Below are 7,042 nucleotides of genomic sequence, written 5' to 3'. Positions count from 1 at the left end.
ATTCCCGGTTCTTTTCACCTTTCCCTCACGGTACTAGTTCACTATCGGTCTCTCAGGAGTATGTAGCCTTAGCGGATGGTGCCGCTGGATTCAGACAGGGTTTCTCCGGCCCCGCCCTACTCAGGAATCCTCTACCGTACTTGATCAGTTCGCTTACGGGATTCTCACCCTCTATGATCGACTTTCCCACGTCGTTCAGCTAAGATCAAATAATCAGATGTTGAGGTCCTACAACCCCGCGCTGGCCGTAACCAACCCGGTTTGGGCTCCTCCCCGTTCGCTCGCCACTACTTGGGGAATCATATGTTATTTTCTGTTCCTGCGGGTACTTAGATGTTTCAGTTCCCCGCGTTTGCCCCTATACCACTAAAGGCATAGGCCCTAGCACTGCATGCTAGTGGGTTGCCCCATTCGGACATCGTGGGATCACAGGATATGTGCTCCTCCCCCACGCTTATCGCAGCTTATCGCGTCCTTCGTCGCCTCTGAGAGCCTAGGCATCCCCCGTGTGCCCTTTGTTACTTCTGTAACAACTCCTCTATAAGAGAAGTTGAGCTCCGGTCAGATACGCCTAACGGCATATTCGACTTTCTTTTTTTCTTCTTACTCGTTACACTACGTCAAAGAACATCTGACTCCTCGTTTGGAATCAATGCGAAAATAACTCGTTGCTAAAGCTATTTTCTAATATCATTGAACGGCAGGAAAAAGACAAATGGGGTGGCAAGCGTAGCTGCCAAATAGAACGGCGCCACCGAGTCGGATCTAGCTCCAGAAAGGAGGTGATCCAGCCGCACCTTCCGGTACGGCTACCTTGTTACGACTTAGCCCCAGTTACTTGTTCTACCCTAACTGGCTTCTGTGACGAGCACCAGCTTCAGGTCTACCAAACTTCCATGGCTTGACGGGCGGTGTGTACAAGGCCCGGGAACGTATTCACCGCGTCATTGCTGATACGCGATTACTAGTGATTCCAGCTTCACGGAGTCGAGTTGCAGACTCCGATCCGAACTGAGAACGGTTTTTCGAGATTGGCATCATATCGCTATGTAGCAACCCGTTGTACCGCCCATTGTAGCACGTGTGTAGCCCTAGGCGTAAGGGCCATGATGACCTGACGTCGTCCCCGCCTTCCTCACTGCTTGCGCAGGCAGTCTGTTTAGAGTCCCCGGCATAATCCGCTGGCAACTAAACATAGGGGTTGCGCTCGTTGCGGGACTTAACCCAACACCTCACGGCACGAGCTGACGACGGCCATGCAGCACCTTGCTTTGTGTCCCGAAGGAAAGGCTCATCTCTGAACCGGTCACGCGCATTCTAGCCTAGGTAAGGTTCCTCGCGTATCATCGAATTAAACCACATGCTCCACCACTTGTGCGGGCCCCCGTCAATTCCTTTGAGTTTCACTCTTGCGAGCGTACTCCCCAGGTGGGATACTTAACGCTTTCGCTAAGCCAGTAACCCTATATCGCTACCAGCGAGTATCCATCGTTTACGGCGTGGACTACCAGGGTATCTAATCCTGTTCGCTCCCCACGCTTTCGTGCCTCAGCGTCAGTGCCAGCCTAGTCAGCTGCCTACGCAATCGGGGTTCTAGATGCTATCTATGCATTTCACCGCTACAGCATCTATTCCGCCAACCTCGTCTGGACTCAAGCCCGCCAGTATCCAGGGCAGTTCCACTGTTGAGCAGTGGGCTTTCACCCCGGACTTAACGGGCCGCCTACGCACCCTTTAAACCCAATAAATCCGGACAACGCTCGCACCCTCCGTATTACCGCGGCTGCTGGCACGGAGTTAGCCGGTGCTTATTCCTCAGGTACCGTCAGTTGAGGACGCATCCCCTTTTTCTTCCCTGAGAAAAGCCGTTTACAACCCAGAAGGCCTTCATCCGGCACGCGGCATGGCTGGGTCAGCCTCTCGGCCATTGCCCAATATTCCCTACTGCTGCCTCCCGTAGGAGTCTGGCCCGTATCTCAGTGCCAGTGTGGGGGATCAGCCTCTCAGCTCCCCTAAGCATCGTCGCCATGGTGAGCCGTTACCTCGCCATCTAGCTAATGCTACGCAACCCCATCCTTGACCAATAAATCTTTAACGACTACGAGATGCCCCGCTATCGTCTTATGCGGTATTAATCCGCCTTTCGGCGGGCTATCCCCCAGTCAAGGGTAGGTTGGTTACGCGTTACGCACCCGTGCGCCACTAAGGGTATTGCTACCCTCCGTTCGACTTGCATGTATTAGGCCTGCCGCTAGCGTTCATCCTGAGCCAGGATCAAACTCTCCATTGTAAAAAATCTTCTACACTAGGCCGAAGCCTAGCTGATGTCAAGTGCTGATCCGACTCGTTGTTGTGACGAGTTCTCTTCGTCTGTTACGCTTGTCGTGGACCCCCCGAAGGTGGCCCTTACCATTTGTCTTTTCCTGTCATTCAAAGAACGTGTGCCTCACCCTGTTGGTGAAACCCTGCGCCACTCTCGTGGCTTCTAACTCGCTGTGCTTTCCGCCTTTCCGATTGAAGCGGGCTGCAAAGGTAACTGCTTTTTCTTACTTCGCAAGCCGTTCGAAAAAACTTTTTTTCTTTCGAGCGGTCTTGCCATCCCTTCCAATTGAAGCGGGCTGCAAAGGTAACAACCTTTTCTTACTTTTCAACTACTAAAGACAACTTTTTTTTTCAGTGACCTCGTAGCGGGCGCTTCCGGTGGAAGCGGGGTACAAAAGTAAGCAGCTTGTTTGAAATTGCAAGCATCCAGCAAAAACTTTTTTTTTGTCTGGACCGCTCTTCGCCATAGGCCAAGAGAAGCGCTGCTCGATTCAACCCTACCGCGTTTCGGTTTGGGAGTGCAAAAGTGCGGCTTGCTCCGCAACTTTCCAAATACTAGCCTACACTTTTTTCAATGCAAGAACTATGATTGGTTTCATCGCGCTGATTAGTAACTCATTACTATACCTCAATAGTTCATCATGCTTCTGTTTTTTCAATTACCCTTGAAGAAATTAGTGAAAACAGGCTTAAACAAGCGAGGGCGTTGCGTATCGTATGAGTAAATTGTTTGACCTAACTGTTGTAAAAAAGGCAAACCAATAGAGGCATATTCGTACGTACCGTCGTTTAAAACGCCATTTTTGTTTACATATAGGACAGCGCTGAGCATAAACTCGGTTTGCTGTGTGGTATCTATAAAGTAGGCGACATCGGCGAGATACCCGTGTGACATGCCTACTACATTGTAGATGCGCAGACTAGATTGGCTAGGAATACTTCCTCGGCGGCCATAGAAAAGATACTTCTTATAAGAGTCGAAAAACCCAGAAGCCGCGTATGGTTTGTAGCGAGAACCGTGGGGGGTACTATATAGATAGTGTCGAAGAAACGCGTAATCATTGGGCGTTAGCATGAAGCGTTGGGGTGCGGGCATCGCTTCAGGGAATAGAACAGTCTTCAGTATGGTAGTGGCATCTTGTAAGGATAGGTAATTGGCAGTGGTAAAATCGTAGGGATGCTGGATGAGACGGCCGCCACTCCGATACGCTCGACCTTTGCTGATGCGACCCAGTGGAGAGGAATAGGAAAGAGGATTTGCAGCGGCTGGTTGATGGTAGATAATCTGCTTAGTGGCCGCGCTGTAAAAATCAATAGGATTGGTATGGCGGTTAGCGGCTGTGTCGCACGGGGCGAAACGGCAGGTGATGCGTACGGATGGGTAGCCCATTTGCCAGAGTCGCTCATTAAGCTGTTGCTGTCCTATGAATTCATAGAGCCGATTGTAAGCATTGTTGTCACTTACTAATAGCATGCGCTTTATATAATTGCCTACCGTGTTTACCCGGTCGGAGTCGGCGGAGGGGTGGTAGGGGGCGGCCGTTTGGCAACGGTAGGCTACCCCAGTTGCCATCGGGCTGCGGCTCGTAAGACCCGGTTGATGTAAGCGGTTGATCTTTTCGAGAGCCAGGGCGGCGGTTGGCAGTTTTACCAGGCTGGCAGGATTGAAATACTGCTTGTCGCTTAGACGAAATGTGTGTTGTGTGAAATGAGGCTGATTCTGACTGTCGCGGTCAATCTGGGTATATAGTATCTGTACCTCATACATGTCGGCGTGTTGGAGCACGGGCTGCAACAGCGGGTTAGTGCGCAGCAGGCTATCCAACAAAGGACTATCGGCAGACGATGAACGGGTGAATGGTGGAGCAATTTGTATTGGCTTAGCCCCCACCCTACCCTCAGAGCCACTGACGATTAACAGAACCATCAACAAGCAGACGCAACTGATATGTAGTACAATGTTGCTGGAGGTGTTCATTCGAAGTTATTCTGTGACGGCGGTGCGACGCTGGGCCAGTAGTAAGTTGGAATCGTTTTGCCGCCAATTGTAGCCGGTGCCAAAGGGCAGAGGGCGCGGGGCATGCAACGAATCGGTGTAGGCCGCGGTCAACTCGGGTTGATAATGCCGTGCAAATAGATTGATGGGGCGCTTATAGGTGCCATAGTAGGTGAACTGCCACTCCGCGGGGCGGAAATATTTCATGGCAATACCTGAGTCGTCTTGCAGCACAACGTTGCTGCGCGTCAAGATCAGGTTGCGTACTTTGCTGAAGTAGGCTTTGTGCATGAGGTAGGTGGCCGATTTTACATAGGTGGTCAACGGCCCGAGGCTGCGCACGTATTGTAGCGCCGCGGCTTTGGTGGTTCCTAGCTTCCAGTCGCTGAGGTCAGCCGAGAAATAATAGACCCGCTGTTCCCGCCCCGTTTTATTGCGCATTGTCAACTCGACACCAGGAATAATTTTGGGGCCAGGGTGATGAATGGTGGCCGTATCCGCCTCCGTCAGCTGACCTTGGGTGTCGAGCTGCACGTAGCGCACCTGCTCTACCAAGTGCCCGGTGCGCGTGGCAAAGAGCAGTAGCAACGGTAAGGCCCCATCTAATTCCACTGATTTCAGATTAACAGCCATGTCGTTGGTCCGGAAGAAGCTGAAGTTCAGCACTGACCAGAGGGAGGCTTTAACGGCTGGGAACAGCGTGGGATTTTCAAGGGTAGCGCGCACAGGTATGGTGCCAACTGGTTCCAAGCCTATCAACACGTATTTCTGGCTGCCGGGAAACATCGTGACGACGTTGAGCAGATCGGGGCCGCTGAACGGGTAGAAAATGGTGGCGCTACGTTGGCGAATGGAATCTAGCTCGGTGGCAGCCCATTGCTGAATCTTTTCGATTCGGGTTTGATGATATTTGGCCCAGCTTTGTGCTTGGTTGGCTGCAAATGCCTGCCAGGTTGGTTGAACCGTGAGGGGGTAAAGGTCGCTACCCCGGCTGACGCGCTGACCGGCGAGGTAGGCCGCCACATCTTGCACAGCAGTGGTATCGGGGGCTGGTGGCGGGGTAGGAACAGCGGCAACCGTATCGGAGACGGGAGGAGGCGGGGCAACAGTGGGCGTCGCTGGTTGCTCAGGGGTAGATTTTTTTTGTTCGGAACACGCTACTGTTACCAAAAAGCAGAAGGGCGCTATGAAGCGAAAGAAGCGAATACGCATGGAGTATTGCATAGAAAACGAAACTCTGGCTATGCCATTAACAGGCAAGTTATTCGCCTTGGCTGACTTTGGGCGGGCGAATTACAGATGTTGCTTGCGTTACTTAACAGTTAAGCAGTTTTACTCATCAAGCAGTGTTTATGGATTGACGACGGCTGAGGAAATACACCCCTACTCCGCCTAGGAGCGTTAGGAGGCCATAGAGCGACTCAGTTGGTTGGTCGCGCAGCAAGTAGAATAGCGTCCAGCCGCTGAGGAGTAGAAAGAGTAGCGGCGTGAAGGGGTAGCCCCAGGCTCGGTACGGTCGTGGCAGATGTGGTTGTCGCCAGCGCAGCACAAATAGCCCTAGTACCGTGAGGAACGTAAATAGGTTGAGCACGAATCCGGCATAGACCAATACCTGTTGGAAGCTGGATGCCAGAATGAATAATAAGGTAAGTCCCGTTTGCAGCAGCATGGCCCGCACCGGCACGCCAGCGTTGCTTACTACTGCCAAGCTACGCAGACCAGTCAAGTCCTCTCCCATTACCTGCACAATGCGCGGTCCGGCAAAAATCATGGAGCTGATGGTGGAAATCAGTAATACGGCAATCAGTCCCCCCATAAACCGGCCACCGGTGGAACCGAATAGTTGATTTGCTACCACAAAGCCTACCTCTACCTGCCCTTTCAGCTTTGCGAGTGGCGCGGCGTACAGAAACACGAAATTCAGTCCTATATACAAGAGGAGTACGATGCTAGTGCCCGTCAGCAAGATGCGGGGCAGGTTGCGTTGTGGTTCTGCTACCTCCCCGGCCAAATATACGGCAGCATTCCAACCTGAATAAGCGTACGACACATAAATGAGCGATACGGCAAAGGCCGGACTCAGCAGCAGGTGCCAGTCGCCGGGCTGCGGAATGAAACGGATGGGCTGCGGCACTGCCACCGCTACCCCTACTCCAATGAAGGCTACGAGCACCATTACCTTCACCACCGTTACGAAAACTTGCAACCGACTGCCCGCCCGCGTGCTAGTGGCATGCACCGCCGTAAGCAGCAACACAACCACGATGGACAGCACTTTGGGCTCTATACCAGGCCATACATTGGCGGCATAGCTGCCCAAGGCCATAGCAGCCAAGGCAGTAGGTGCCGCAAAGCCTACCGTAGCCGACACCCATCCCGACAGAAACCCTACGACCGGATGGTAGATCTGAGATAAATAGTGATACTCGCCACCCGAGCGGGGTAGGGCAGCAGCCAACTCGCCGTAGCTCAGTGCTCCACACAACGCAATCAACCCGCCTACGGCCCACAGCGCTAGAAGCACGAAGCCACTCTGGATGTCTACCACCTGAAAGCCCAGACTCGTGAAAACGCCCGTGCCTACCATATTGGCTACCACAATGGCGACGCCAGTAGTGAAGTTGATTTTGTAGGTGGATATGGGAGAAGTCATTAGTAGAATATTCAACCTAAAGATGCAGAATTAAAAAGCCCGCGCTGTCGGGCAAGACAGGCGGGCTTGTA

3 protein-coding genes and 2 rRNA genes (1 of these 5 running past the window's edge) are annotated in these 7,042 nt (G+C 52.6%); all 5 read right to left on the bottom strand.

Translation table 11 applies throughout. From position 1 onward, the window contains the following. Nucleotides 1-529, bottom strand: a 23S ribosomal RNA gene (locus F1C16_RS00200) (it extends 2,381 nt beyond the left edge of the window). A 246-nt stretch (nucleotides 530-775) separates the two neighbouring features. Further along, nucleotides 776-2,290, bottom strand: a 16S ribosomal RNA gene (locus tag F1C16_RS00195). The 16S and 23S rRNA genes sit together here, the layout of an rRNA operon. Before the next feature lie 687 nt (nucleotides 2,291-2,977). Then, on the bottom strand, nucleotides 2,978-4,300 hold the full coding sequence (locus F1C16_RS00190; RefSeq protein ID WP_185282392.1) for a serine hydrolase: 1,323 nt from the start codon (nucleotides 4,298-4,300) through the stop codon (nucleotides 2,978-2,980). 6 nt (nucleotides 4,301-4,306) lie between these two features. Next, on the bottom strand, nucleotides 4,307-5,530 hold the full coding sequence (locus F1C16_RS00185; protein WP_185282391.1) for a hypothetical protein: 1,224 nt from the start codon (nucleotides 5,528-5,530) through the stop codon (nucleotides 4,307-4,309). 127 nt (nucleotides 5,531-5,657) lie between these two features. Beyond that, a complete protein-coding gene (locus F1C16_RS00180) occupies nucleotides 5,658-6,971 on the bottom strand; it encodes an APC family permease (protein ID WP_185282390.1) in 1,314 nt (437 codons plus the stop codon). Between the last annotated feature and the right edge of the window lie 71 nt (nucleotides 6,972-7,042).

This window comes from Hymenobacter sp. NBH84 (assembly GCF_014217645.1).
Taxonomy (GTDB): Bacteria; Bacteroidota; Bacteroidia; order Cytophagales; family Hymenobacteraceae; genus Hymenobacter; species Hymenobacter profundi.
The sequence above is the reverse complement of the archived record's forward strand: the minus strand, read 5'-3'. Positions and strand labels throughout refer to the sequence as shown.

What these genes read in the sequence shown, in the direction of transcription:
- F1C16_RS00185 (WP_185282391.1), bottom strand. Translation starts at nt 5,530, where the DNA reads ATGCGTATTCGCTTCTTTCGCTTCATAGCGCCCTTCTGCTTTTTGGTA.
- F1C16_RS00190 (WP_185282392.1), bottom strand. Translation starts at nt 4,300, where the DNA reads ATGAACACCTCCAGCAACATTGTACTACATATCAGTTGCGTCTGCTTG.
- F1C16_RS00180 (WP_185282390.1), bottom strand. Translation starts at nt 6,971, where the DNA reads ATGACTTCTCCCATATCCACCTACAAAATCAACTTCACTACTGGCGTC.